Source organism: Sedimenticola selenatireducens (genome assembly GCF_963675335.2).
Taxonomy (GTDB): Bacteria; Pseudomonadota; Gammaproteobacteria; order Chromatiales; family Chromatiaceae; genus Sedimenticola; species Sedimenticola selenatireducens.
In genome coordinates, this window is record NZ_CAXXYC010000004.1 from 261,850 (window position 1) to 287,635 (window position 25,786).

At 60.3% G+C, this 25,786-nt stretch carries 17 protein-coding genes; 10 read left to right on the forward strand and 7 right to left on the reverse strand.

Annotated features, from left to right (window positions below; genetic code table 11):
- Nucleotides 1–178: 178 nt before the first annotated feature.
- The 5 genes from ACHZBF_RS12360 to fdhD all read right to left on the reverse strand — a co-directional run bounded on the left by ACHZBF_RS12360 (nucleotide 179) and on the right by fdhD (nucleotide 9,232).
- Entirely contained in the window at nucleotides 179–3,886 is a 3,708-nt protein-coding gene (locus ACHZBF_RS12360) for a DUF1631 family protein (protein WP_321528610.1), read from the reverse strand.
- A 255-nt stretch (nucleotides 3,887–4,141) separates the two neighbouring features.
- Nucleotides 4,142–5,017, reverse strand: coding sequence for a DmsC/YnfH family molybdoenzyme membrane anchor subunit (locus ACHZBF_RS12365; protein ID WP_321528611.1), 876 nt, complete (start codon nucleotides 5,015–5,017; stop codon nucleotides 4,142–4,144).
- Nucleotides 5,014–5,661, reverse strand: a complete 648-nt coding sequence (locus ACHZBF_RS12370; RefSeq protein WP_321528612.1) for a 4Fe-4S dicluster domain-containing protein — start codon at nucleotides 5,659–5,661, stop codon at nucleotides 5,014–5,016. Before ACHZBF_RS12370 ends, ACHZBF_RS12365 begins: the two co-directional genes overlap by 4 nt.
- On the reverse strand, nucleotides 5,658–8,420 hold the full coding sequence (locus tag ACHZBF_RS12375) for a molybdopterin-dependent oxidoreductase (protein WP_321528613.1): 2,763 nt from the start codon (nucleotides 8,418–8,420) through the stop codon (nucleotides 5,658–5,660). Before ACHZBF_RS12375 ends, ACHZBF_RS12370 begins: the two co-directional genes overlap by 4 nt.
- Complete coding sequence (gene fdhD / locus ACHZBF_RS12380) at nucleotides 8,420–9,232, reverse strand: formate dehydrogenase accessory sulfurtransferase FdhD (RefSeq protein ID WP_321529383.1); 813 nt, start codon at nucleotides 9,230–9,232, stop codon at nucleotides 8,420–8,422. The genes ACHZBF_RS12375 and fdhD overlap by 1 nt, the downstream gene beginning before the upstream one ends.
- Before the next feature lie 565 nt (nucleotides 9,233–9,797).
- Between fdhD and hcrC the strand changes: the two genes are divergently transcribed.
- The 10 genes from hcrC (at nucleotide 9,798) to ACHZBF_RS12430 (ending at nucleotide 24,014) form a co-directional block, all read left to right on the forward strand.
- Nucleotides 9,798–10,277: a 4-hydroxybenzoyl-CoA reductase subunit gamma gene (gene hcrC, locus ACHZBF_RS12385; RefSeq protein WP_029133525.1), complete on the forward strand. Its 480-nt coding sequence runs from the start codon at nucleotides 9,798–9,800 to the stop codon at nucleotides 10,275–10,277.
- The gene (gene hcrA, locus ACHZBF_RS12390; RefSeq protein ID WP_321528614.1) at nucleotides 10,274–12,586 is read left to right on the forward strand and encodes a 4-hydroxybenzoyl-CoA reductase subunit alpha; all 2,313 of its coding nucleotides are present in this window, start codon (nucleotides 10,274–10,276) and stop codon (nucleotides 12,584–12,586) included. The genes hcrC and hcrA overlap by 4 nt, the downstream gene beginning before the upstream one ends.
- Nucleotides 12,583–13,560 (forward strand): 4-hydroxybenzoyl-CoA reductase subunit beta, encoded by a 978-nt coding sequence (gene hcrB, locus ACHZBF_RS12395; RefSeq protein WP_321528615.1) that lies wholly within the window; start codon nucleotides 12,583–12,585, stop codon nucleotides 13,558–13,560. The genes hcrA and hcrB overlap by 4 nt, the downstream gene beginning before the upstream one ends.
- Before the next feature lie 10 nt (nucleotides 13,561–13,570).
- Complete coding sequence (locus tag ACHZBF_RS12400; RefSeq protein ID WP_321528616.1) at nucleotides 13,571–14,602, forward strand: XdhC family protein; 1,032 nt, start codon at nucleotides 13,571–13,573, stop codon at nucleotides 14,600–14,602.
- Nucleotides 14,589–16,229: a molybdopterin-binding/glycosyltransferase family 2 protein gene (locus ACHZBF_RS12405; RefSeq protein ID WP_321528617.1), complete on the forward strand. Its 1,641-nt coding sequence runs from the start codon at nucleotides 14,589–14,591 to the stop codon at nucleotides 16,227–16,229. Before ACHZBF_RS12400 ends, ACHZBF_RS12405 begins: the two co-directional genes overlap by 14 nt.
- Nucleotides 16,217–16,684, forward strand: coding sequence for an iron-sulfur cluster assembly scaffold protein (locus tag ACHZBF_RS12410; protein WP_321528618.1), 468 nt, complete (start codon nucleotides 16,217–16,219; stop codon nucleotides 16,682–16,684). Before ACHZBF_RS12405 ends, ACHZBF_RS12410 begins: the two co-directional genes overlap by 13 nt.
- A gap of 131 nt (nucleotides 16,685–16,815) precedes the next feature.
- Nucleotides 16,816–18,717 (forward strand): PHA/PHB synthase family protein, encoded by a 1,902-nt coding sequence (locus tag ACHZBF_RS12415; protein WP_321528619.1) that lies wholly within the window; start codon nucleotides 16,816–16,818, stop codon nucleotides 18,715–18,717.
- Nucleotides 18,718–19,160: 443 nt separating this feature from the next.
- Nucleotides 19,161–20,150, forward strand: a complete 990-nt coding sequence (locus tag ACHZBF_RS12420; protein WP_321528620.1) for an HlyD family secretion protein — start codon at nucleotides 19,161–19,163, stop codon at nucleotides 20,148–20,150.
- A 2-nt stretch (nucleotides 20,151–20,152) separates the two neighbouring features.
- On the forward strand, nucleotides 20,153–22,891 hold the full coding sequence (rbbA, locus tag ACHZBF_RS12425) for a ribosome-associated ATPase/putative transporter RbbA (protein ID WP_321528621.1): 2,739 nt from the start codon (nucleotides 20,153–20,155) through the stop codon (nucleotides 22,889–22,891).
- A 1-nt stretch (nucleotide 22,892) separates the two neighbouring features.
- On the forward strand, nucleotides 22,893–24,014 hold the full coding sequence (locus ACHZBF_RS12430) for an ABC transporter permease (RefSeq protein ID WP_321528622.1): 1,122 nt from the start codon (nucleotides 22,893–22,895) through the stop codon (nucleotides 24,012–24,014).
- 45 nt (nucleotides 24,015–24,059) lie between these two features.
- Here ACHZBF_RS12430 and ACHZBF_RS12435 read toward each other — a convergent pair whose 3' ends face one another.
- Both ACHZBF_RS12435 and ald read right to left on the reverse strand, forming a co-directional pair.
- Nucleotides 24,060–24,524, reverse strand: a complete 465-nt coding sequence (locus ACHZBF_RS12435) for a MarR family winged helix-turn-helix transcriptional regulator (protein WP_037375230.1) — start codon at nucleotides 24,522–24,524, stop codon at nucleotides 24,060–24,062.
- A gap of 127 nt (nucleotides 24,525–24,651) precedes the next feature.
- A complete protein-coding gene (ald, locus tag ACHZBF_RS12440) occupies nucleotides 24,652–25,770 on the reverse strand; it encodes an alanine dehydrogenase (protein WP_321528623.1) in 1,119 nt (372 codons plus the stop codon).
- Between the last annotated feature and the right edge of the window lie 16 nt (nucleotides 25,771–25,786).

The window sequence follows — 25,786 nt, forward strand, 5'->3', positions numbered from 1 at the left end:
CCAGATAGCTCCGGTAGCAAGATCAGGTCGCCTGAACGATAAATAAACTAACTGATTGTCAATCTGACCGGGCTGTGTACGGAAAAAGCATGGAAGCGAAAGATGGGTTATGGTAACTGCCTCAGCAGGGCGGCCGGCCTGCATCGGCGCCTTGGCCATGCCCCGGTTACCGGTTGAATCAGATTACCGGCTGGTAACGGGAAAGCAGTTTCAACGCCCCCGGCCGTCCGATACAAAAACCCTGGGCATAATCCACTTCCAGCCTGCGCAGCGCGTTCAATATCGCCTCTGTATGGACAAATTCGGCCACTACCAGTTTGCCCATGTGATGGGCAACCTCGGTGATCGATTTCACCATGGCATAGCTCACCTCATCCTCGTGAATATCCTTGACGAAGATACCGTCAATCTTCACCACATCCACCGGAAACTCCTTGAGATAGGAGTAGGACGCGTAGCCGGTACCGAAATCATCCAGAAAGAATTGACATCCCAGTGCCCTGATCTCCTGCATCAGTGCCCTCACCTGCCCCATCTGGCTGACCATGGCCGTCTCGGTAATCTCGAAAGCCAGTTTTTCGGGAGGGATGGAGGAATGCTGTACCTGTTCCTTCAGGAACGGGATAAAGCTCTCATCCGCCATGGACTGCCCGGAGAGATTGATACTGAATCCGCCCAGCTCGGTGGCGCTGCCTCTGGCCAGTTCGCTGTTGGCCCAGTTGAAAAAGCGCTGTACCACCCAGCGGTCAACCGCCTGCATCCGTTCATAGCGTTCCGCAGCCTCGATAAACTGATCCGGACTGGCCGGTTGATTCTGTTCATCCATCCGCCGCAGCAGCACTTCATGGTGGTCCGACAGGCCATCGCCGACAAACACCGGCTGGATCAACTGCGCGAACAGCTCCAGTTGATCATTTTCCAGCGCCTTCTCTATCAGGGGGACCGACTGCACCAGAAGCTTTTTCTGCGCATACACCTCACCCTCATGCTGATAGCAGCGGCAGCGGTTCCTGCCTTCGTGCTTGGCTTCCTCACAAGCCGACTGGGCGGCCTGGCCCAGCTCATCGGCCGATCCGCTGTCACTATTGATCTCGGCCAGACCGACACTGACCGTGACCGAGATCCGCTCGCCACTCCACTGAAAATGGTAATGCTGGATCGTCTTGCGCAGGTTTTCCGCGAAGCTGAACCCCTCATCCAGACGACACTGTTTCAGAAGGATACTGAACTCGTTATCACCGGTACGGGAAAGCGTGCTGTCCCCACTCAGGAAGTTTTGACAGATACCCGCAAGATTCGCCAGGAACTGATCACCGCCATCGGTACCACAGAGCTCGTTCACCAGGGTGAACTTGTCCACATCGAAACAGATCAGGGTGTGGCGGTTTTTTGTTTGGCGGCTGTTTTTCAACAACCGCTCCAGTGCCCGCTTGAAGGCCCGGCGATTCATCAGGCCGGTGACCGGGTCCAGGTCGCTCTGTTCACGCAACTGATCAAAACTCTGCCTGAGCGCCCGCTCCACCGCCCGCTCCACCATTGGCAGCCCGGCATTCTCCACCAGCGAGAGCTGTCCCGACTGGAGTCGGCGTAGCAACTCCGGCGAGTTGCAATCCAGCGCCTTGACGCCAAAACTGTCAACAAACAGATAGCGTCCGTCGGACGCCTCATGCAACGCCAGGTTGAGCATGCGCACATGCCCCTGCAGCCGCTGCTCGGCAATCCAGTCACCTACCCGAATTTGCTCCAGCTGACGCACCGATTGCGGATCCAACACTACCGTCTGGTCGGCTGCAGCATCGGTTTGGGCGGTAACCGGCAACAACTGGTCAAAATAGTCGTCATCAATCTCAATACGACGTTCGTTGTACAGACTGTAACTTTCGCTGCCCTTTTCAAGGCACTCGCCAAACTGTGTTATCAGCGCATGGGATTGTTCACGGTAGAGCGGATAGGCCTCAAAACCCTTGTTCAGCACCTGACTCACATCACGCCACTTTTCCGTCTTCAGATAGGCGTTTCGTGAACCCGGCTGCAAAGCCTGGTTAAGCAGCATCAGGACACTCTTGTAGCTCTGCAGATGCTTGGCCCTTTTCTCCCCCTCGGTCGCGGTCTGGATCAATAGCCCGACCCATCCCAGGTGCAGCAGCTGGTCCACCAACACCGAGATTGACCCGGTCAACTCCTGTTGCAGAAACTCTCTGATCTGTTGGCTGATTACCGCCGTTTTTTGTTCCTGGGCGCAGGCCGTCAACACCTGTTCAAGATTGGCGCTGAAAGCCGACTTTTGCTCGGTCAACAACTCTGCCACCTGCCGCGATACCGCGTCCAGGTCGGCCTTTCCCCCCGCCACCTCCAGCGACCCCAACACCGATTCCAGACGCTCGTTGACACCCCTGGAGAGTGCAGAATCACCACTTGAGGGCGTGAACAGCGCCAGTTGGTCAAGGTCATTCAGCAACTGGTGTGCGGGATGAGATGCATCATTCAGAACGGCCGGATCATCAATAGCCGCCCGGGCCAGCGGTAGCTGTACCTGACGCAGAATCCGCCGCATGGTGCTGTTATGGCGCGGGTCCTGCTGCGCCATCCGCAGAAGCTGTTCCGTGGCATCTATAATCTGTCGGCTCTCAAGTGACAACTCCACCCCGCCACCCGCGCCGGTATGACCACCCAGTGACTGTTCGACCCGATCCGCAAGGTTGCGCTGATCACCCTGGACCATGTCATCCAGGGCATGAGCGACCGCCGTTTTGCTGGAGACTCTGTGAGCAACCGTCGCCGATTCATCGGGTGCTTTTTTTCTGCCGATATAGGACGACAGCGTCTCGATCAGGGAGCGAGGTTTCGGTCGAGTCTGCCGGCCCGCTGATTCTTGCTCAGCCGCTTCCGGCAGCTCCGGTGACTGTGGATGCAGTTTTTCATTGCGCGTGAAACCGTGCTGTTCAAGCAATTGATAGATCTGGTGATAGAGCGGATCCAGTGTCGCCAGTATCTGTTCTGCAAATACCCGGTAGGCGGTACGCCTGGCAGGCACACTCAACTGCATTTCATCCTGCGCTTTTTTGAATGCCCAGAGCAGGCAATAGGGGGAGAGGGGATTGTTTTCATTATTGACCGGCGACTTGATCATATAAGCGATCGCCTGGGAAAGACTGAACAGGGTTTGCGACAACCGGCCCTCCAGGCGCCGGGCGGTAGCCACCACGGCGGCCCACTCGTCAAACTCGTCCTGATCCACCAACTCCAGACTCTGGTTGTCAGTCATTGGCAGATTCGTGCCGACATCCGCATATTCAAGCTGCTGCCAGTTGCCGGCAACCTCGGCGATGAAACGCTGCCGCAGTCCAGTCGCATCCGTCTCCATGGCCTGTCGCCCATGGCGCAGATCGGGCTGCTCCTGTTGCGATGCCTGGTCCTCCAGTTCCAGAAAAGTCTCCGCCAGAATTTTGATGAAACCGTCATAGCGGTTGATCAGGGCTTGCTGCAGCAGCGACTGGATCTGCCGCAGTATCCTGAATGAAGCAGGATCGGTTGAACGATGTCCTTTGGCCAGAGAGGTTCGCGACAGATAACCGAGTACCCGTTGATCCGGTCGCATGAAGACGGCACCGACACCCTGGTCTGAAGCGAATACGATACGCACCGGTATCCGGTGCTCGTCGGTACCCTGATCCGACCTCAACAGCACCTCGGCGTCCACCGCATGCGATGCATCGAGCCGGCCTTCACGTCTGACGGCACGCAGCGACTCGCTATCGATGGCGAGCGAGAGCCCACCCCGGGAAAAATTGTTAATCAGGCAGTCGGTGACCGCTGAGCCATGGAGTATCAGCTGCGCGGGGTGGCTGGTTTTGAAGCGTGGATGTTTACGTCGATCCTGAGTCAAAAGGCGCTCCATTGCAGGTTTTTTTTATTCCGGATCAGGGAGAAGCCGTGGCTAACTGTCCCGGTGATCTAAAACAAGCGGGATAGAAAAATTTGCTTGTCTAGCAGAATATCACAAAACCATGCCGGGTCACCCTCCTACATCCGGTGACCCGTTTACAGCCTGACATCTATATTTTTGTAACAGACGGGGTGTAGCGAAGCGGTGAAATTCACCCCGAAGCGCGCTGGGTCCACCGATACGGCCACCGGGCCATCAGGCAACCCGCTTACGCACCGCAGCATTGGCCGACGGCTGACCGCGCACCGGCAAGTGCTGCATAGTAAAGCCCTGGGTAAAGGCCGCTCTGGTGATCAGGGTGTATTTCATCCAGGCGCCGGTCAGCAGCGCAATGGTCCCGGCAACCGTTGCCACTGCCGGCACAACCAGCGCAAGACCGAGCAGCAGCCCCGGCAGCAGATGGCCACCCCAGAAAAAACCTGTGTCGATAGCCGCCAGCCGTTTCTGGCTGGCGAGCGGCGCCTTCGCCTCGGCCAGTCCGTCGCGGTAGTGACGCCAGGCAAAGGCACGCAGAGCAAGCAGAATCAGCAGTGCACCGCAGGCCAGGGGCTGCGGTTGATCAAGCAGCGGCAGCAGCAACACCAGCAGGCCGGCCCCTTCGGTGAGGCCGGTCACTACCACCAACAGTCCTGCTCGTGGATGACGCCAGGCGGGTATGCCCTTGTCGGCGCGCAGGATGCGCGACTGACTGTAGAGAAACGCCCCCGCCAGCAAGGTGGTCGGCCAGAGCAACAACGGAGTGAACAACCAGGTGGCCAGACCAGAGAGAAACAACAGCGGAGCAACCCAGGCCTCGCGTGACATCCAGGAGCTGGAGACGTGCTTGAGCACATTGAGCGCGCGCCAGGGGCGGCCAATCTCCAGCCAGACGCAGAACAGGCCGCCGGCCACCAGGGCCAGGCCGATCAGTAACAATGGGATGACATCATAGCCCAGCGGGCTCAATAGCGCGGCCCATAGGATCAAGCCGCTGCCGCTGCCACCCCCGACGAAATTACCGGCGGCGCGCCAGTCCCAGTTGCGTTGTACACGGGAGGAGATCGGATTCGTTGAGGTGATGCCGTTCATCATGCTTTATCCCATATGTAGTAGACGCCGGGTCCGGTGCCCAGTTCTTCGTTCTGAAGGAAGCTTTTGGTCTCCTTGAGCAGCCGCGACAGGTTGCTGTCGGGATCATCCAGATCACCAAACACCATTGCCCCGGAGATACAGGAGTTTACGCAGGCAGGGGTCACTTCATGATCCACACCCGGGATCTGGCCGGTCTCTGCTGCCAGGTCGATGCGGTCGATACAGAAGGTGCACTTGGTCGCCACATTGATACGTTCCGGATCAAACATCGCCTGTTCATTCGCCATCGGTTGGTCGCCATAGGCGAAGCGCGCCTCATGCACGATGGAGCGCGCCTCATAGGGACAGGCCATGATGCAGTTGGCGCAGCCGATACAGAGATCGTACTTGATCTCCACCAGGCCATCCGCACGCTTGCGGGTGGCCGTGGTCGGGCACACCTCCTCGCAGGGTGGCTCATCGCAATGCATACAGGCGACCGGCATGAAGCTGCGCCGCACGTCGGGAAATTCACCGCTCTCCACGTCCAGCACCCGGCGCCATTGCACACCGGGTGGAGTGGCATTTTTCTGCTTGCAGGCGGCGGTACAGGTCTGGCAGCCGACACAGCGGCGCAGGTCCACGGCCATGGCATAACGGGTCATTGGACACCTCCGACAACCTTGCTGATGCTGACGCGGACGATGTCGGCCCCGGAGCCGGTGGCGTCGGTCAGCTCCAGCGACATCGGGGCGATGGTATTGAGACTGGGCATCTCCAGCCCCTTGGCATAGGGGGTCGCCCAGTGGTCAAACTGGCCGACGATCACCAGGGTATCGGGGCGTACCCCGGCTACCAGTTCGGCGCGACCGTAGGTGACGCCGATGTGGGAGCGGATCGCGACCCGGTCACCGTGGTCGATGCCCAGCTTTTCCGCACTGCGGTTGTTCATGATCACCCCGGTATGCCCGCGCACGTTCTGTGACACCTCGCGCATCAGCTGGATGCTGACGTTGGCGCCGGTATGGTACTGCATGCTCTTGGTCGCCAGCAGCCAGAACGGGTAGTCGGCCGGATCGGCGCCTTCGTTGACCAGCGCCCGCTCCCAGCGGCCGGGAATATCGTGCCACTCCGGCAAGGCCGAGTACTCGGAGAGCTGGGCGTCCCACCAGGCGATCTGTTTCTCATGCAGCCGGTTGCCCAGCTCCTTGCCGATGCGCAGCAGGCGCTCCTGGTAGGGCATCTCGAAACGCAGGCCCTGGGCTCTCAGCGTCGGATAGAGATACCAACTCTTTTGCGATGTCTCTTTCAGGTAGAGGCCGTTCTGCCTGAACCACTCCAGGTCCTTCACATCCCGGCTGTCGCTGAGCTGGGCGCTGGCCGCCTTGCAGACCGCGTCCCAGATCTGCTCCGGTGGATTGACCGTCTCCGTATCCAGAGAGAAGTCATAGCCGTCGCCCTTCAGCGGTGCCACCCCGCCGGCACCGCGATTGATTGCGTTGTTGTACTTCTCCAGCAGACCGGTGCGGCGCGCCAGTTCGGTGGATATCCAGGTGAAGTCCCTCGCCTCGCCCTGGGGCTCGACCACTTTTTGGCGCAGCAGCGCTCCCTGGTGTTTCCAGAACTGCTCCACAAATTTGGTACCACCCACCGGGATCAGCTGGGTCGCTTCCAGGTCGGTCGCCTCCGGCAACAGCAGGTCGGCCATCCAGTTGGTCTCGTCCACCGTGTAGGCAAAACAGACGGTGTAGGGGAACTGGGCGATCGAGTCATTCAGACTGCGGGTATCCCAGAACGAAATCGCCGGGTTGGAACGGAACACGAACCAGATATCCGGCAGGGTCGGCTGCGGCAGGTTGAAATTTTCCGGCTGTTCGCGCTGGAACATCCAGGCCAGCTGGGTCGGCCCCAGCGCCTGACTCCAGGCGGAGCTACCGACAATCGGCACCAGGGTACGATGGGCATTGCGCCCGGTTGGCTCGGCCACCCAGTTGGCCTTGTCGGTGGGGTTCAGCTTCTGCGCCATGAAGCCATCCTCACCCGGTTTCACGCTCTGATGCCGATCCTCATGCGGACGATTCAGCCGGATGGTGGTGCCGAGCGTGCCGCCCGGCACCTCCAGCGCACCCACCAGCACCGCCATCAGGGTGCGCGCCCAGCAGCACTCGTAGGCACCCCAGCCATTGTTTACCGACTTGCCCAGGGTCACCGCCACCGGGCGGTAGGGTAAAGTGTCACCATCCACCTCGATGGTCTCGCCGACACAGGCATTGTCCAGATACTCCCCGGCGATACGACGGATGGTTTCGGCCGGGATATCACACACTTCGGCTGCCCACTCCGGGGTATAACCGGCGACATGCGCCACCAGTTTACTGAAGGCGGTGATGCCCTCCACATTCTGTAATTCACTGCGCTGATCATCGGCGTCGATGCTGATTGCCTGTGCAACCTTGAATTTACTCTCCAGCGCCGGCACAACGCCTGGTGTGTCGAACGCCACCGCCTGCTGCCCCTGCTCATCCCACACCAGGGGTTTGCCGGAATCGGCATCGCGCAGATAGAGTCCATCCGGCCCCACCAGGTAAGGTGATGACGTGACATCACGCAGGAACGGCCGGTCCAACCGATCATGTGCATGCTCATGCAGCAGACAGTGGATCAGGGCGAACAGGAAGGCGGCGTCGGTCTTGGGCCGGATCGGCACCCACTCGGATGAGGTGGACCCGGTGATGGACTGGTGCGGCTCCACCTGAATCCGCTTGTAGCCGCGCACCCGGGCATCGGCATGGCGGGCGACGGCGCAGGGACCGCCGGTGGCATCCACATTGCTGCCGATGGAGAGCACGAAGCGGGTATTCGGGGTGTCCGCCGCGACGGTAAAGGCGCGGTGCCAGAACTCCCCGTAGAGATGCTCGGAGTGAACACACTTGACGCCCTGACCGGAACCGAAACTGAAGTCAATCGGTCCGCCCCAGGAGGCGAGAAAGGCCGGAAAGGTCCCCATGTAGTAAGCCGGCGTACCGCCATGACCGAAGGTAGCGGCTACCCGGGGCATTCCGGCCTGATCAACCAGGCCCCGCTCACGAATGTCATTGAGCTTGTCACTCAACAGCGTCAGCGCCTCATCCCAGGAGATCGGCTCAAACCCTGGATCCTCCTTCATCCCTTTTTTGGGATTGGTACGCTTCATCGGCTGCAGGATACGGTTGGGGTTGTAGGTCTTCTGCACCAGGCCGTATGCCTTGACGCAGGGGCGACCACGACCGGGGTGGGTCTGTTCTGCATCGAAGTTGGGCATCACCTGGGTAGCCACCCCGTCCACCACCTCAACCCGCATGGGATCGGGACCGGAGACGCAGTTATAACAGTAGGTCGGCACCGTTGTTTTTTCGGCGCTGTTTTGCTTTATCGGGTTATCCATTAAATGATCCGCTCGGGGTGGGAGTAGACACAGAGACTGGCATTGCGGGCGAAGCCGATCAGGGTGATCCCCTGCTCTTCCGCCAGGCGGATAGCCATACCGGTAGGGCCGGAGACCGCGGCCACCACTGAGATACCGCAGGCGGCGGCCTTCTGGACGATTTCATAACTGGCCCGGCTGGTCATGATCAGCATGCCGTCACGCAGTGTGTGGCCGCCCACCAGACAGTGGCCCACCAGTTTATCGAGGGCGTTATGGCGACCCACATCCTCGCGCAGGGCCATAATACTGCCCTCCGGGTCGCACCAGGCGGCGGCATGCACCGAACCGGTCTTGTTGAACAGGTGCTGCTGGCTGTTGATGTGATCCAGCGCCAGCCGCAATGCCGAGCTACTGATCTGCTGGCCGTTCTGCAGGGGATCGAGGGTACAGGCCATCTGTGCCAGACTCTCCTTGCCACAGATTCCGCAACCGGTGCGCCCGGCCAGGGCGCGGCGTTGTGCTTTCAGCGCCCAGAAACGGGACTGGGCAATCTCCAGTTCAACCTGGATACCCTCGTCCAGCTCCGTCACCTCGATGTCATAGATTTCATGGGGTTGTTCGACAATACATTCGGTAAGGGTGAAGCCACGGGCAAAATCCTCCAGATGCTGCGGGCTGCACATCATCACCACATGGGAAAGGCCATTATAAACCAGTGCCACAGGGACCTCTTCGGCCACCCAATCATCGGAAACCGCCACCGCACCGGCATGCCACCGGTTGACCTGGTACTGCTTCATCGCATCGGCCATTACGGCCATTTTTTGCATCAGCACACCCGCCTCCTTCTGCCTATGTATGGGTTAAACCGAGATTCACCCAACTATAATAATGTTTATATTGATACATAATCTGGCTATCTATTCAATATCTACGTATCGTTTTTTATGAGTATTTCCTGAACGAAGCATTTTAGTTTCAAAAGATTCTATTAATATCAGTAAGTAACATTACTTAATGTTTTTATTGTTTTTTATGATTTTTTTAAATAATTAAAAAAAGCCATTAGTAAACAATGAAACTATTATCTAAAGACCGGTAAAATCTGACAAATGTCATTTTTAAATATCATAATGATACGTATATGTAATATTTAAATAGACTATTTCGCATAGATAAAAGACCGGTAACAAGCCGCCACTCCCCTTCCCCTCTCCCGCCTAACTATCCTGAAAAGCTGTATTCCCGCCCGCGCATTCCCGGCATTTATGGTTTTCAACAAATTGTTTGATATCCATTTGTTTTGTGTTAAATATACGCCCCAACAACTGGATCGATACCACACGGCATTGCTCCAGCGATGAATCAGAGAGGCAGACAAGGGGTGCAACAGGCATGAAAAAACAGTTGATATCGCTCAGGGTGAACGGGCGCGACAGAGAGGATGCGGTGGCCGACAATATGCTATTGGTCGACTACCTGCGCGACCAATTGGGTCTGACCGGCACCAAGCAGGGCTGTGACGGCGGCGAGTGCGGTGCCTGCACGGTACTGGTGGATGGACGGCCCCGCCTCGCCTGCTGCACCCTGGTACAGAGTGTGGATGGTTGCAGCGTGGAGACGGTTGAATCCCTCAGCCATAACGGTCGTCTCAGCGCCCTGCAGCAGGCATTTCACGAAAAGCTCGGCACCCAGTGCGGCTTCTGCACGCCCGGCATGCTGATGGCTTCCGAGGCACTGCTGCGCCAGAATCCGGACCCGGACGTGGACGCCATCAAGGGTGCCCTGGCGGGCAATCTCTGCCGCTGTACCGGCTATGTAAAGATTATCGAATCGGTACAGAGTGCCGCGACCAACCGGGAGATCGCACCATGAACGCACCGCTTCCCAGACTCACCAAGGGTCCAGTGGGGGTCCGAACCCCGCTGGTGGATGGTATCGACAAGGTCACTGGCAAGGCCCGATACACAGCCGATATCCCCCGGGTGGACGCCCTGGCCGGGCGTATTCTGCGCAGCCCGATCGCCCATGGACGCATCCTCTCCATCGACACATCCGCCGCCGAGGCACTTGAGGGTGTGATTGCCGTCTGTACCGGGGATGACTGCAAGGTCCCCTTCGGCGTGCTGCCGATCGCCGAGAACGAATTCCCCCTGGCCCGGGACAAGGTACGCTACCGGGGCGAGCCGGTGGCCGCCGTGGCCGCCATCGACGAGGCCACCGCCGAACGGGCCATGGCCCTGATTAAGGTCGAATATGAACCACTGAAAGCCTACACCGAGGCGCGCAAGGCGATGGCCGAGGGCGCCGAGGTGATTCATGACGACAAACCGAACAACGTGCTGCGCAAGGTGCACCAGGAGTTCGGCGATGTGGACGCCGGTTTTGCCCGGGCCGACCTGATCCAGGAGCGCACCTACCGCTTCGCCGAGGTCAATCATGTGCATATCGAGCTGAACGCCACCCTGGCGGAATATGATCCGGAACGGGAGTGGATGACCCTGAATACCACCACCCAGGTGCCCTACTACGTGCACCTCAAGGTGGCCCACTGCCTGGAAATGGACGAGTCCCGGGTGCGGGTTATCAAGCCGTTTCTCGGCGGCGGTTTCGGTGCCCGCACCGAGGCGCTGCATTTCGAAATCATCGCCGCCCTGCTGGCGCGCAAGGCGCGCGGCACAGTGCGCCTGACCCAGACACGGGAGGAGACTTTCATCGCCCATCGGGGTCGTCCCGATACCGAGATCAAGATCCGCATGGGCATGACCCGGGACGGACGCATCACCGCGGTACACAACGAGGTGATCCAGCGCGGCGGTGCCTATGCCGGTTACGGCATCATCACCATTCTCTATACCGGCGCCCTGATGCACGGCATCTACAACCTGCCGGCTATCCGCCACGACGGCTGGCGCGTCTACACCAACACCCCGCCCTGCGGCGCCATGCGCGGCCACGGCACGGTGGACCCGCGTGCCGCCTTCGAGGCACTGATGAACGAGATGGCCGAACAACTGGCACTCGATCCTTTCCAGGTACGGCGCGTCAACCTGCTGCAGGCCCCCTGCACCACCCTGTACGCCCAAAAGGTACTCAGCTACGGCCTGCCCGAGTGTCTGGATAAGGTGTTGAAGGCCTCCGGGTGGGCCGAGCGGCGCGGCCAACTGCCGAAAGGACGCGGACTGGGTATGGCCTGTTCCCATTTCGTTTCCGGCACGTCTACACCGAAACACTGGACCGGGGAGCCTCACGCCACGGTCAACCTGAAACTCGATTTTGACGGCGGCATCACCATCCTCACCGGGGCCGCAGATATCGGCCAGGGCTCCAACACCATGGTCACCCAGGTGGTGGGCGAGGTACTGGGGGTGGAGATGGGACGGCTGCGGGTGATCTCTGCCGACAGTGCCCTGACCCCCAAGGATAACGGCAGCTACTCCTCCCGGGTCACCCTGATGGTCGGCAACGCCGCCAAGCACGCGGCGGAGCAACTGCGGGATATTCTGATCGAGGCCGCGGCCCGCAAACTGGAGGTGGCGCCCAACCAGATCGAGTGCGGGCACGAGTGTTTCCGGATCAGCGGTGAAGCGGACAAGACACTGGACTTCGCCGAGACGGTGCGGGCCGCCATGGTGGACAGCGGCACCGTCACCGTCAAGGGCACCTTTACCTGTCCACCCGAATTCCAGGGTGACAAGCAGATTCGCGGCAGCGCCATCGGCGCCACCATGGGCTTCTGTTACGCCGCCCAAGTGGTGGAAGCCTCGGTGGACGAGGTCACTGGAAAAGTAACTGCCCACAAGGTATGGGTGGCAGTGGACGTGGGGCGCGCGCTCAACCCGCTGGCGGTGGAAGGCCAGATCCAGGGCGGTGTCTGGATGGGTATGGGCCAGACCGTCTCGGAGGAGACCCGCTTCGACCGGGAACGCATGATCCACGGCAACCTGCTGGATTATCGGGTACCAACCATTGTCGAGAGTCCCGACATCGAGGTGCATATCGTCGAGAGCATCGATCCCAACGGACCCTTCGGTGCCAAGGAGGCCAGCGAGGGGATGTTGGCCGGCTTCCTGCCGGCCCTGATGGACGCGGTACATGACGCCACCGGACTGCGCCCCGACGCCCTGCCCCTTACACCAGAACGTATGAGTGACTGGCTGGAAGCCCAGGAGAACGCATCATGAGCCTGCTTAACGAATTCCGCTTTATCCGTCCCGAGACCACCGCACAAGCGGTCACCGCCCTGGCAGGCAACACCGACACCCGAGTCCTGTGCGGCGGTACCGATCTGCTGCCCAACCTGCGTCGAGGGCTGGTCAGCCCGGGAGCGCTGGTTGACGTTTCGCGCCTCGAGTCCCTGCAACAGATCAGCTGGGAGGATGACCGACTGACGCTGGGTGCCGCCATCACCCTGGAGGAATTGGCCAACGAACCTCGACTTAATCGACACTTCCCGGCCCTGGTCAAGGCGATTCTCTCTGTGGCCGGTCCCAGTCACCGGGCTGCCGCCAGCCTCGGGGGCAACCTGTGCCAGGACACCCGCTGTATCTTCTATAACCAGAGTGATTGGTGGCGGCGCAGCAACGACTACTGCCTCAAGTACCGCGGCGAGCTCTGCCATGTGATGCCGAAGGGGGATCGCTGCTACGCCACCTATCACGGTGATATCGCCCCGGTGCTGATGGCGCTCGGCGCGCAGATCGACATCATCGGTCCCGGCGGCAGCCGTCGACTGCCCCTGGACGGGCTTTACCAGGAGAACGGCAGCCATCACCTTAGCCTGGAGCCCGGAGAGCTGGTCAGCACCATCATCCTGCCACGGCATGTCCAGTGGCACAGCGGCTATGAGAAGGTACGGGTGCGGGATGCCATCGACTTCCCGTTGGCCGGTGTGGCCGCCGCGCTAAGGCGCGAAGGCGACACCCTGGCGCAACTGAGACTGGTGGTGACCGGCACCAACTCCATTCCGATCCGCGTCGATCTGAGCCAGCTGGAGGGCGGGACCTGGAGCGACGAAGCGGCCGAGGAGATGGCCAAGGCAATCCGCAAGGCGGTCAATGTGTTGAAAACCACGGTGACCGGTCCCAAGTACCGGCGCCGGGTAGTGATGGCCATGGCAAAACGGCTGGTATCCCAGCTCTGGCAACAGGCCGCCTGAGGCAACAGTCATGCAACCACTGACCGCAACCACTCCCTGGGGTCCCGAACTTGAACAGCTGACCGAGTGGCTGGAGTGCGGGGAACGCGCAGCCCTGGCCACGGTGGTCGCCACCTGGGGCTCCTCGCCCCGGGCGGTGGGCAGCCACATGGTGATCCGCGCGGACCAGCAGTTTGCCGGCTCGGTCTCCGGTGGCTGCATTGAGGGTGAGGTGATCCGTGCCGGCTTGTCGGTGATCGATTCAGGCGAGCCCCGACTGCTGCGGTTCCAGGTCGCCAGTGACCGGGCCTGGGAGATGGGTCTCTCCTGCGGCGGCCAAGTGGAGGTGCTGGTGGAGGCGGTTGATCAGGATCATCCTGTGATCCGGCAGATGCAGGAGCACCCCCCGACCGGGCCAGTCTGGCGGCTGCTCGCACTCGACACCGGGCGGCAGTGGTTGATCGAGGCAGACCTGCCGATAACTGGCGAGCCCGTTCCGGCCTCAATTATTGAGCCGCTCAACGACGCCATGCAACAAGGTCATTCCCTGCGGTTGGATGATGACTACTTCCTGCAAGCCTACGCAACACCGGCCCGGCTGTTCATCGTCGGCGCGGTCCACACCGCCCAGCACCTGGCCGCCATGGCCGGACGCTGTGGACTGGCACCACTGGTAATTGATCCGCGCCGTGGCTTTGCCCGGGCTGACCGCTTTCCCGATACAGCGCTGGTGCAACAGTGGCCGGACCGGCTGTTCAAGGAACAGCCGCTCGGGGCCAACAGCGCTCTCGTGACCCTGAGCCACGACCCCAAGATCGATGACCCGGCGCTCTGTGCCGCCCTCGACAGCAAGGCGTTCTACATCGGCGCCCTGGGCAGTCGCAAGACCCACAGGGAACGACTGCAACGACTGACTGAAAAGGGTTATGGCGACCGGCTGCAACGCATCCACGGCCCCGTTGGGCTGCACCTGGGCGGCCGCGCCCCTGCCGAGATCGCCGTCGCCATCCTCGCCCAACTGATCCAGGCCCGTTACCGGAGGGAACAAAATGCAGCGGCTTGAACTGTCCACCCAGCAGGCACTGGGCCACTATCTGGCCCACACCTTGCGCACCCCCAGCGGCGTCATCGGCAAGGGGCGAGCACTGCAACAGCGGGATATCGACCGCCTGCAGCGTGCCGGTATCGAGCGGCTGCAGGTAATCCGCCTGGACAACGCTGATCTGCACGAGGACGCCGCCGCCACACAACTGGCAACCCGGCTTTCGGGAAGCGGGCTGGCACTGGACCGGGCCGAGACCGGACGCTGCAACCTGATTGCCACCCACCGGGGTCTGCTGCAGCTGGATGAGGTACAGATTCACGCCCTCAATGAGCTGCACGAGTCAATCACCCTGGCCACCCTGCCACCCTGGTCCATGGTGGAGCGGGGCCAGGTGGCGGCAAGTCTCAAAATTATCCCCTTCGCCATCCCACGGGATCTCATCGGGCAATGGCTGGGACAGCTCGCCCCGCGGGCAACTCCGATCAGGATGCGCCAATTCAAAACCCTGCCGGTGGCCCTGCTACGCAGCTACAGCGGAGATAGCGCGCCGGAGCGGGGTGATCGTTTCGAACAACTTACCGCCCGTCGCCTCGCCTATTACGGCTGTGTGTTGAGCGAGGTGCGCCACTGCACACATGACGCGGACGCCATGGCCCAACAGCTGGCCGAGATGAAATCCCGCTGCCGCCTCATTCTGGTGGCCGGCAGTTCCGTCACTATGGATCGACAGGATGTGGTGCCGACGGCACTTGACCAGGCGGGCGGCGAGACCCTTCACTTTGGCCTGCCGGTGGAGCCGGGCAACATGCTGCTGTATGGCACCCTGGATGATACCCGACTGATCAGCCTGCCCGGCTGCGCCAAATCGGCGGCACTGAATGGACTGGATCTGCTGCTGCCCCGACTGGCCGCCGGCCTCCCGCTGGAGCGCCGCGACCTGACCCGGCTCGGCGTCGGCGGCCTGCTGCGCAACCAGCAGCGGGAGTTCAGCCAGCAGAGCCTGCGACCTGTCGCCAAAACAGCGCCGGTCGGAGCGACCCCCGGCACTGCACCAGTCACCGCGCTGGTGCTGGCGGCCGGCAGTTCGAGACGGATGGGACGCAACAAGCTGCTGCTGCCGCTGGATGGACGCCCGATGATCCAGCACACCCTGGACGCCCTGCAGGGCAGTGGCGTGACCGGGATCACCCTGGTGAGCGGCCACCAATCGCTGCTGCTGCGGGATACCTTGCAGAACCACCCGTTGTCAGGGCAGCTTCACATCATCAACAATCCCGGCCATGCCAGCGGACTGGCCAGTTCGCTGCGCCACGGCCTGACCCACTTGCCGCCCGGCCACGGCGGACTGCTACTGATGCTCGGCGACATGCCCCTGCTCACTCCGGCAGTGATCGATAAACTGCTGACCCGCTTCCACGAACTGGATGGCGAGAAGATCGTCATCCCCTGCTACCGGGGCAAGCGGGGCCATCCGCGGATCTGGCCTGCCGCGCTGGTGCCCATGATGGCACTGGCCAGCGGTGATCGCGGCGCCGATTTTCTGATCCGCCAGAACCCCGCCTGGGTGGAAGAGCTGGAGCTGGACGACCCGGCGGTAATCCGCGACTTCGACACACCGGAGGCACTCTCCCAATGGCAACCGTAACAGCACAACCGGCCCAGGCCGACTTCTACAACAGCCGCATCAAGGCACTGGCGGCAACGGCCAGGCAAACAGGCCTGCCAGACAGGGACGCGCTGCTGGACGGGGCTGAACGGCGCCGCGCCAGCATTGACAACCCGCTTTGCGGCGACCAGATCGAGGTTGAGATCTGGAGCCGGAACGGTCGCATCATCGAGCTCGGTTTCGATATCCGTGGCTGCCTGCTGGCCGAGGCCTCCGCCGCCGTGATGCGGCAACTGGCCATCGGCCAGACCTATGCCGAACTGGATCAGCGCATTGAACAGCTGGAGGCGTTCCTGGACGGCGAACAACCGCTCCCCCCCGCCTGGGCAACTGCGCTCGACTGTTTCACCCCGGTGCAGGCCCACCCGGGCCGTCACGACTGTCTGCTATTACCGTTTCTGGCGATACAGATGGCACGCGCAGCACAGACATGAGTTGCGACAGGTCATATCACCCTCATTCAATACTGTCGCATCCGCCTACACACCTTCCTCCCCCATATAAACAGTCGTACACTCATTCTGCGGGTAAGGCATTCGCCATTAATCCGGGAGCTACGTAACTGGTGAACCTCCCAGCGGAATTCGGTCAGAAGGGTTACCAGATATTGTTCACCGCCGATGAGGCATCCGTCATGACAAAACCGTCCGACACCACAAGCCCAACCGTCACAGCCGATGAAAAGCCGGCCTATCAGAAGCAATCCGCACCCGCAGACATTGACCCGGTCACTTCGGAACCATCCACTGTTCATGACCTCGCGGTAACCCTGGATAAGGCATTCAAGGCCAACCTGGCACGAATGACGGCGGGTATCAGTCCCGCTGGACTGGCCAAGGTCTATTTCGATTGGCTTTCACACCTTGCGCTCTCTCCCGGTAAACAGTTGGAACTTGCCGACAAGAGCCTTCGCAAACTGACAAGGTTTGCCCGTTACGCAACCCAGTCCACGATCAATCACGAGACACCTCCCACCATTGAGCCACTGCCACAGGACCGGCGCTTTTCCAACAGCGCATGGCGGAGCTGGCCTTACAATCTCTACTATCAGTATTTTCTGCTCAACCAGCAGTGGTGGCACAATGCCACCACGGGAATCGATGGCATGTCATCCGGCAGCGAACGCGTGGTCTCGTTCATCACACGCCAAATGCTGGATCACTGGTCTCCCTCCAACATACCCTGGCTGAATCCCGAGATCAGCCAGGCGACCCTGGCCAGTGGTGGCACGAACCTCACCCGGGGCTGGCAGAACCTGGCGGAAGATCTGCAGCGAATCGCCACGGGCAGGCCGCCGGTTGGCGCCGAAGCCTACCGGCCCGGTGAAAATCTCGCCCTCACCCCCGGCAAGGTGGTCTACCGCAACCACTTGATCGAGCTGATTCAATACAGCCCGACAACGGAACAGGTGTATGCCGAGCCGGTGCTGATCATGCCAGCCTGGATCATGAAGTACTACATACTGGACCTGGAGCCGGAGAATTCGCTAACCAGGTACCTGGTCAACCAGGGCCATACAGTGTTCATGATCTCCTGGCGCAACCCGGATACGGAAGACCGCGACCTTGGCATGGAGGCATACCGAAAACTGGGCCCGATGGCTGCGCTGGACGCCATTTCGGCCATTGTGCCGGAACAAAAGATTCATGCAGTCGGCTACTGTCTCGGTGGCACCCTGATGTCCATTGCCGCCGCCGCCATGGCCCGGGATGGTGACCAACGCCTCGCCTCCCTGACCACCCTCGCCACCCAGGTCGACTTCTCCGAGGCGGGTGAACTGATGCTGTTCATCGGCGAGAGCGAGGTGGACTACCTGGAGAGCATGATGTGGAAACAGGGCTACCTGGATGGATACCAGATGGCCGGGGCCTTTCAGATCCTGCGCTCCAACGACCTGATCTGGTCGCACATGATCCATGCCTATCTGCTGGGGGAACGCCAGCCGATGAACAGCCTGATGGCCTGGAATGCGGATCTGACCCGCATGCCCTATCGCATGCACTCGGAATACCTGCGCCAGCTGTTCCTGGACAACGACCTGGCCAGCGGACGCTACCAGGTGGACGGCCATCCTGTGGTCATCAACGACATCCGGGCACCGATGTTTATCGTCAGTACCCTGAAGGATCACGTCGCGCCCTGGCAGTCGGTGTACAAGATCCACCTACTGGCCGATACCGACGAGGTCACCTTCCTGCTCACCAGCGGCGGTCACAACGCCGGTATCGTCAGCGAACCCGGCCATCCCCACAGACGCTACCAGATGCGTACCCACCGGGAGGGTGAGTGTTACATCAATCCCGACGTCTGGCAGCAGACCACCCCCGTTTCCGAGGGCTCCTGGTGGCCCGCCTGGCAGGCGTGGCTGGCCGGTTATTCATCGGACAAGGCGAACCCGCCCAGCATGGGAAACGCAGCGTACCCACCCCTGTGTGATGCACCCGGTGAATATGTGCAGATGAAGTAGATGAACGGTTGAAGTAAGGGGGGCTTCAAAACAGCCCTTCACTTCAACCTGGGCAGATACCCTGGTCCGGTTTTTTTGGGCTCTGCCCCAATTATGTGTTGGTGGTGTTTTTGCTTAGCTTGGCGATTCGGCCGGTAGGAGCGGCGCCTCGCCGCGAATTCGGCCCGGGGGCGGGCCTCCTACAGGCCAAACCCCTCTCCGGCGGCCATGCGTAGCGGCAGGAGTGGCTTCAGCCACCCCAGCAGACCCGGCCACTGAATTGGCTCGCTTCGCCGTATAACAGTAAAGGTGCGCCGGATCATCTGATTACAGGGTACGCAACGATATAATTACCCTGCTGAGAAAAGACAGCCCATCATACCCTTCGGGTTATGCAAAAAAGTAAAAATCAGCTCAATGACACATTTTCCAATCTGTTTCATTCAGGTCCGGAGCCTCCCGCCATGCGCGATACAGCATTAAACAAAATCTTTATCACACTCATCGTCGTAGCCCTGGCCGGCGGGGCTGGCTGGTATCTCTGGACGACCAACTACGCCTCCCGGTTACCGGAGAACGTAGCCTTCGGGAATGGTCGTATCGAGGCGACCGAGTACGACATCGCCACCAAGTATGCGGGCCGGGTCCTGACCGTATCGGTACAGGAGGGCGACATGGTGGAAGCAGGTCAGGTGCTGGCCACCATGGACACCGTGGACCTGCAGGCACAACTGCGTGAGGCAGAGGCGTTGCTGCGCGAGGCACGCGAATCACGCGAATACGCAGCGGCCATCGTGCTGCAGCGGGAGTCGGAACTGACCTTCGCCCAGGCGGAACTGAATCGTTCGTTGAAGCTGATTGATCAGGGACACGTTTCACAGGAGCGGGTGGACCAGCAACGCACAGCGCTGCGCTCTGCCCAGGCCGCACTGAAGGCGGCCAACATCCAGGTGGTACAGGCTGAAGCCGGTATCGAGGCGGCCGAGGCGCGGGTTGAACGGCTGCAAGGCAATATTGCGGACAGCCAACTGGCAACCCCGATCAGCGGGCGGGTACTGTACCGACTCACCGAGCCGGGCGAGGTGCTGGCGGCCGGCGGCAAGGTGCTGTCGGTACTGGATCTGACCGATGTGTACATGACCATCTTCCTGCCCACCGCGGAAGTGGGCAACCTGATCGTCGGCTCGGAGGCGCGTATCATTCTGGACGCCATTCCCCAGTACACCATCCCGGCAACAATCTCTTTCGTGGCACCCCAGGCACAGTTCACCCCGAAGGCGGTGGAGACCCGTTCCGAACGGGAGAAACTGATGTTCCGGGTGAAAGTAAAAATCGATTCCAAACTACTCAAACAGCACGTGGAGAAGGTAAAGACCGGCGTGCCGGGGATCGCCTACGTGCTGTTGAAACCGGATGCGGAATGGCCCGCTGAACTGCAGGTCAGGCTGCCCTGACCATGTCCGTCGATTCTGCCACTGTTGTCAGCATTAGCGGGCTGACTCACCGTTACGGCGGCAACCCCGTGTTGAGCCATATTGACCTGAGTTTTCCCGCTGGTCAGATGGTGGGATTGATCGGCCCGGACGGCGTCGGCAAGTCAACCCTGCTGGCGCTGATCGCCGGTGCCCGAACGCTGCAGGAGGGCCGACTGGAGGTATTGGACGGCGAGATGGGCAATAGGCGCTTCCGGGCTTCCGCCTCGCCGCGCATCGCCTATATGCCCCAGGGCCTCGGTAAAAACCTCTATCCCACCCTGTCGGTATATGAAAATGTCGACTTCTTTGGCCGCCTGTTCGGACAGGATCGCCAGGAACGCCGACAGCGTATTCATGATCTGTTGCAAAGCACCGGCCTGGCACCGTTTGCCGACCGCCCGGCAGCCAAGCTCTCCGGTGGCATGAAGCAGAAACTGGGCCTCTGTTGCGCGCTGATCCATGATCCCGAACTACTGATCCTGGATGAACCGACCACCGGTGTCGACCCGCTCTCCCGGCGCCAGTTCTGGGAGCTGATTGAACGTATCCGCAGCCGCCAGAGCAGCATGAGCGTGCTGGTCGCCACGGCGTATATGGAAGAGGCGGAAAACTTTGACTGGCTGGTGGCCATGGATGACGGCCAGGTACTCGGCAGTGGCACGCCGTCCGAACTGAAACAGGCGACCGGGCAAGAAACCCTTAACGAGGTATTTATCGCCCTGCTGCCCGAACAGAAAAGGCAACAGCATCAGCGGCTGGTGGTTCCACCACGGCAACCGGTTAAAGGCGAACCCGCAATCAGCGCCAGCGGTCTGACCAAGCGCTTTGGCGATTTCACCGCGGTGGATCATGTCAGCCTGGAGATCGAGCGCGGTGAGATTTTCGGCTTTCTCGGCTCCAACGGCTGCGGCAAGACCACCACTATGAAGATGCTGACCGGTCTGTTGCCCCCCACCGAAGGCGAGGGAAAGCTGTTCGGTCGCCAGGTGGATGCGCACGACATGGCGACCCGGAACCGGGTCGGCTATATGTCCCAGGCGTTTTCACTTTACAGCGAACTGACGGTGCAGCAGAACCTGGAGCTGCATGCACGGCTGTTTCATCTGCCCGAAGGCGGAATCAAGTCCCGTATTGATGAACTGACCCAACGCTTCAAGCTGGAGAACTACCGCCACAATCTGCCGGGAGACCTGCCGCTGGGAATCCGCCAGCGCCTGTCACTGGCGGTCGCCGTGGTGCATCGTCCGGAGATGCTGATCCTGGATGAACCCACTTCCGGGGTCGACCCGGTAGCGCGGGACGGCTTCTGGCAATTGCTGGTCCAATTATCACGGGAGGAGGCGGTCACCATCTTCATCTCCACCCATTTCATGGATGAAGCGACCCGCTGCGACCGCATCTCCCTGATGCATGCAGGCCGGGTGCTGGCCAGCGACACACCCGCGGGACTGTGTCGGGCGCGAGGAGTCGATTCGCTGGAGCAGGCATTCATCGGCTACCTGGAAGAGGCAACCGCGTCGTCATCGGTCAACACCAGACAGGCACCGGTTAGTGCCACCAATACTGACAGGCGCCCTCTCCAGCCACCCAGCCGGTTCAGTCTGCAACGCCTGTTCGCCTATGCCCATCGCGAAACGCTGGAGTTACTGCGCGATCCAATCCGCCTCACCTTCGCCCTGCTGGGTTCGGTGATTCTGATGTTCATCCTCGGCTATGGCATCACGCTGGATGTGGAGGACTTGAGGTTTGCCTCGCTGGACCTGGATCAGACCCCGCAAAGCCGGGACTATATTGAGCATATTGCCGGTTCACGCTATTTCATCCGGCAACCGGATATAACCGACACCGCAGCCCTGGAACGGCGCATGGCCAATGGTGAATTGAGTCTCGCTATTGAAATACCGCCCGGATTCGGACGACAACTGAAGCGTAATCGAAATCCGGATATCGCCGTGTGGATCGACGGTGCCATGCCGTTTCGGGCCGAGACCATCTACGGTTATATTCAGGGCAGCCACCTGGCATACCTGACCGACCTGTCACTGCGCACCTATGGCATCACACCCAGCCTGCTGCCGGCGGATATCGAGTCCCGTTATCGCTACAACCAGGATTTCAAAAGTCTGGATGCCATGGTGCCCGCGGTTATTCCCCTGCTGCTGGTGTTCATCCCGGCCATCCTGATGGCCCTGGGCGTGGTACGCGAAAAAGAGCTGGGATCGATCACCAACCTGTATGTCACACCGGTCACCCGGCTTGAGTTTCTGATCGGCAAACAGCTTCCCTATATCCTGGTCAGCATGATCAGTTTCATCGGGCTGGTCGGTTTGGCGGTATTCGTACTGGGGGTTCCACTGAAAGGAAGTCTGGCTGCCCTTAGCCTGGCCGCGCTGTTGTATGTGACAGCCACCACCGGTCTCGGGCTGCTGATGTCCGCGTTTACCCAAACCCAGATCGCGGCATTGGCCGGCACCTCGGTGTTGACCCTGATGATTGCCATAAATTTCTGCGGTCTGATCCATCCGGTCAGCTCCATGGAAGGCGCCGGGGCGATCATCGGCCAGCTGTTCCCGACCACCTATTTTCTGGAAGCAAGTCGTGGTGCCTTCACCAAGGCGCTCGGTTTTTCCAGCCTGTCACAACATCTGCTGCCACTGGCCGCCTTTATTCCGGTACTGACCATCGCCAGCGTGCTCTCTCTGCGTAAACAGGACCGGTAAGATGGGATTCGGCGACAACATTTTTCAATTGGGCATCAAGGAGCTGCGCAGCCTGTGGCATGACAAGGTACTGTTGGTTTTTGTCCTGTTCGCCTTCAGCGGCATGATCTACAGCGTTTCATCCAGCACCTCCATGGAGCTCCACAACGCCCCAATCGCCGTGGTCGATGAAGACCAATCGCCCATCTCCAAACGCATCATCCAGGCCTTCTACGGCCCCTACTTCAAGGCACCGGATCTGATCTCACAACGGGATATGGACCGAAGCATGGACAACGGACAATACACCTTTGTCATCTACATACCACATCGCTTCCAGCGCGACCTGCTGGCCGGCAAGCAACCCGGTATCCAGATCAATATTGATGCCACCCGCATGGGCCAGGCCTTTATCGGTGACAACTACATCCAGTACATCATCAGCGGTGAGATCAACGAAGCGATCAAGGGTTACCGCTCCGAGTACCAGTTGCCCATCACCCTGACCACCCATATCAAATTCAATCCAAACCTGACCAGCGCCTGGTTCGGCAGCGTGATGGAGTTAATGAATGTCATCACCATGATCTCGATCATCCTGACCGGTGCGGCGGTAATCCGGGAACGGGAACACGGCACCCTGGAGCATCTGCTGGTGATGCCGATCACACCGCTGCAGATCGTCAGCGCCAAGATCTGGGCAAACGGCGTGGTGATACTCCTAGCCACCACCCTCTCCCTGCTGCTGGTGATCCAGGGTCTGCTCCAGGTACCGATACATGGCTCAATCGCACTGTTCCTGTTTGGCGTGACGGTCCACCTGTTCGCCACTACCTCGCTGGGTATTTTTCTTGGCACACTGGCGCGGACCATGCCGCAGCTGGGGCTGCTGATGATCCTGATTCTGCTGCCGCTGGAGATGCTGTCGGGAGGAATCACACCGCGTGAAAGTATGCCCGTCCTGGTACAGGATATTATGCAGCTGGCACCCACCACCCACTTTGTGAGTTTTGCCCAGTCCATTCTTTATCGGGGTGCCGGTTGGGATGCGGTCTGGCCGCAGTTCCTCGCCCTGCTGGGTATGGGCGTGGTGTTTTTTCTGGTTGCCCTGGCACGTTTCCGGAAATCGGTCGCCCTCGGCTGATCCCATCCCTGATGTCGCCTTGAACCGAAGCAACAGAAAGCAGGGCTAACGGGTTTCCGGCAGAATCTTGCCCAGCAGCTTGATCAGGGTGGCGTGCTCACGTTCAGAGAGGTTGCCGGACAGACGCGCCTCATGAGCTTCCACCAGCGGCGTCAGTTCACTCAGCAACTCGCGCCCCGCATCGGTCAGGGCCAGCGCATTGGTGCGCCGATCGCCCTCGACTCGCTGGCGCACCACCAGTTTCTGTTTTTCCAGTTTGTCGATCACCGACACCACCGAGGAGCGATCCAGACGCACCGCCTTGGCCAGTTCGGTCTGTTTCAGCCCAGGATTGGCATCGATAATCACCAGCACCGCATATAGACTCGGGGTGATCTGCGCCTCCCCGACTGATTCGGCAAAATCCCTGAATACAGCAAGCTGGGTCAGGCGCAAATGGTATCCCAGAAACCCCGGCAACAGGCTGTTGTTGATTTTCTTTAGGTCGGTTTTCTTTTTGCTTTTGGGCATGATCTTGTGAACAAGCGCTGATTTGAGATCGAACCATTGTAAACCAAATGATTGCTGTGAAAAGAAAAAGCCTCTATTCAACCGGCAAACCCGGCACCCCCGTTCATCAACGGCTTCTCTATCGGATTCAAAGCGCCAGCGCCTCCCGGGCGGGCAGATAGTCATATCCGAGGGCACTGGCCACCGCTTCATAGGTGACACGACCCTTGTGTAGATTGAGCCCCTCCAGCAGACAGGGATCATCCGCCAGGGCCCGGGGGAAGCCCTTGTCGGCCAACGCCAGGGCAAACGGCAGGGTTGCGTTATTCAGGGCAAAAGTGGAAGTGCGCGCCACGGCACCGGGCATGTTGGCCACGCAATAGTGCACGATATTGTCCACGATGTAGGTGGGATCGGCATGGGTGGTGGCATGGGAGGTTTCGAAACAGCCCCCCTGATCAATCGCCACATCCACCAGCACCGAGCCGGGGCGCATGCGACCCAGCATCTCTCGGGTCACCAGTTTGGGTGTCGCCGCCCCCGGCACCAGTACCGCACCGATCACCAGGTCGGCGTCCAGCACGTACTCCTCCAGCGCCTCCTTGGTGGAGTAGATGGTATTAAGCCGGCCGCCGAACTGCAGATCCAGTTCCGCCAACCGCTCCAGGGAGCGATCCAGTACCGTCACACGGGCCTCCAGCCCCATGGCCATACGGATGGCGTTGGTCCCCACCACCCCCCCACCGATCACCAGCACATTGGCAGGTGCTACGCCGGGCACACCGCCCAGCAGCAGACCCGCACCCCCGTGGGACTTCTCCAGGCACATGGCACCCGCCTGGATCGACATGCGCCCAGCCACCTCGGACATGGGCACCAGCAGCGGCAGCCCGCCGTGCCTGTCGGTCACCGTCTCATAAGCGATCGCGGTGACACCGGCATTCAGCAGCAGTTCGGTCTGGTTGGGATCGGGGGCCAGGTGCAGATAGGTAAACAGCAGTTGCCCCTCCCGCAGCAGGCGGCATTCGGTGGGCTGTGGCTCTTTCACCTTCACCACCATCTCGGCCTTTTCAAAAACCGCCCTGGCATCACCCGCGATTTCCGCGCCAACCGCCCGATAGGCGTCATCGTCCATGCCGATGCCGATACCGGCCTCACTCTCTACCACGACCTGATGCCCGTGAAGGATCAGCTCACGCACACTTGCCGGAATCAGACCCACCCGGTACTCGTTATTTTTAATCTCTTTTGGTACTCCAATCAGCATACTCGTGTCTCCCGGC